Source organism: Spirillospora sp. NPDC029432, assembly GCF_040703975.1.
Lineage (GTDB): Bacteria > Actinomycetota > Actinomycetes > Streptosporangiales > Streptosporangiaceae > Spirillospora.
Genome location: NZ_JBEZWH010000153.1, coordinates 1 through 1,865, shown reverse-complemented (window position 1 = coordinate 1,865; position 1,865 = coordinate 1). Strand labels below are relative to the sequence as shown.

General features: G+C 74.0%; 3 protein-coding genes. All 3 read right to left on the bottom strand.

Annotated elements, in window-relative coordinates:
- Positions 1-118: 118 nt before the first annotated feature.
- Positions 119-334, bottom strand: coding sequence for a hypothetical protein (locus AB0881_RS41800; protein WP_366626463.1), 216 nt, complete (start codon positions 332-334; stop codon positions 119-121).
- Between the two features lie 162 nt (positions 335-496).
- Positions 497-1,189: a hypothetical protein gene (locus AB0881_RS41795; protein WP_366626462.1), complete on the bottom strand. Its 693-nt coding sequence runs from the start codon at positions 1,187-1,189 to the stop codon at positions 497-499.
- Between the two features lie 132 nt (positions 1,190-1,321).
- On the bottom strand, positions 1,322-1,837 hold the full coding sequence (locus AB0881_RS41790; protein WP_366626461.1) for a hypothetical protein: 516 nt from the start codon (positions 1,835-1,837) through the stop codon (positions 1,322-1,324).
- Positions 1,838-1,865 lie beyond the last annotated feature (28 nt).

Sequence of the window (1,865 nt, the reverse complement as noted above, 5' to 3'; positions counted from 1 at the left end):
GGGCCCGCCCCGTTCGCCGCCGCGCCCCCCGCCCTCGCTCGGCCCCCCCTCCGGCGGGCCCCCCGGGGGGCACGGTCCCGGCCGTGCCCCGCGGGCCCCTGGCGTCACCTGAGAGGCGTCACCCGCCGCGCGCGATCAGCATGATGACCGCCAGCGCCCCGGCGGCGATCAGCAGCGCGTGCAGCCTCTCCTTGGTCGCGGTCGCCCGCAGCCGGGACACCCGCTGCCGGACGAGCCGCGCGTCGTCGCCGGCCTTCCTGGCCCGCTCCCACGAGGTGCCCATGTACGCCGCCAGAGCCGCCACGACGATGAACCAGAACCCGTTTCCGTTCATCCAGGCCCGACCTCCTCGGTCGCGAAGCCTAGATTGAACGACGCCGCGCGGGATCGGTCAGTGTCACCGGACACAAACGGGCGCCTTCTGGCCGAATCGGATGGGCGGCTGAGAATTTCCGATCGATCCCTCCGGCCGCCCCCACGGCCGGGAAACGATCCGTCAGGACCCGAACCGCGCCGGATCGACCTCGATCCAGATCTGCTCGGCCCGGCCGAGCAGCCGCCCGTCCGCCCCGTACGCGGCCGTCGCCGCATGCAGCCGGCGGCCCTCCCGGGTGCGCGCCAGCCCCATCACCACGCACCGCTCGCCCGCCTCCGGCAACTCGGTGACCTGTGCGGTCATCGTGCCGAGCACCACCGGCGGATCGTCCTGGCCGTACGACAGCCCGCCCGGGCAGTCCAGCACCGACCACATGATCTCCGGCTCCGGCGGCTCCGCCGGAACCCACGGCGCCGCGACCGTGCCCTCGGCGACCGGCCCCGGCTCCAGCCGCAGCCCGTCGCCCGGCTCCCGCTCGGGCCCGCACACGAAGCACCCCGGGAACGGGTGCCGCTCCGCAGCGCGGTACTTCTCCGCCGCCTCCAGCGCCTCCTCGTACGGCACCGGCGGCACCGCCGGGACCACGATCGCGCCCGCCAGCGCCTCCGCGACCAGCCGCTCCTCGCCGTCCCACAGCCGGGCGCCGATGCCGCGGTCGTCGTCGGTCGCGACGTGCAGCTCGGTGTCCAGCGGCGGCGGGCGCCGCAGCGTCACCGTCACCGTGTCGGAGGCGACGTGCCCCGCGAGCAGCCCGGCGACGTACCCCCCGTTCCCGGACCCCGCGGGCCCGCGAAACCGTCTATCAATGATCACCTTGCATCCCCCGGACCTTCACGCGTCCCTCACGTGCCCAGCTGAAACCGGACACCGATCCTAATCAGGAGGTCGGACATGCTCACGTCCGCCCCGCGGTCTCGGCCCGAACGGCCGGGAGACCGGCCCGGCTCAGAGGGCCCGCGACGGCTGCGGGCGGCCGGGACGGGTGGTGAAGAAGACCGACAGCGACCCGGTGAGCCGGGCCCGCACCGTCTCCTCGTCCACCGGGCCGTCCGCCGGCACCGGGGTACGGTCCAGGGCGCGCGCGATCAGCAGCTCGATGTTGCGGTCGGCGACCAGCACCGAGCAGGTGTCGCAGGCGTACCAGGGGTACAGCATGTTGAGCACCGCCACCGCGGTGTCGTCGTCCGACAGGTGGGTGGTGTCCAGCTCCACCTCGAACATGTCGGTGTCCTCAGGGTCCAGCGTCGGGTAGTAGAGCCAGCTCGGCCCCTCCACGTCGCAGAAGTCGCAGGAGCGGGCGCGGGGCGCGGGCGCGCCGACCGCCAGCTCCAGCTCGTGGTCCCAGGGCTCCACTCGCCGGTTGTGCCGGTAACCGACCCCGTCCAGCGACCCCTCGCGGTTGTGCGTCACGTCGTGGACCTCGCCGCCGCAGCGGGCGCACATGAAGCCGATGTCCTCCATGTCCCTCCCTGATCGCTGAGGTGCCGCG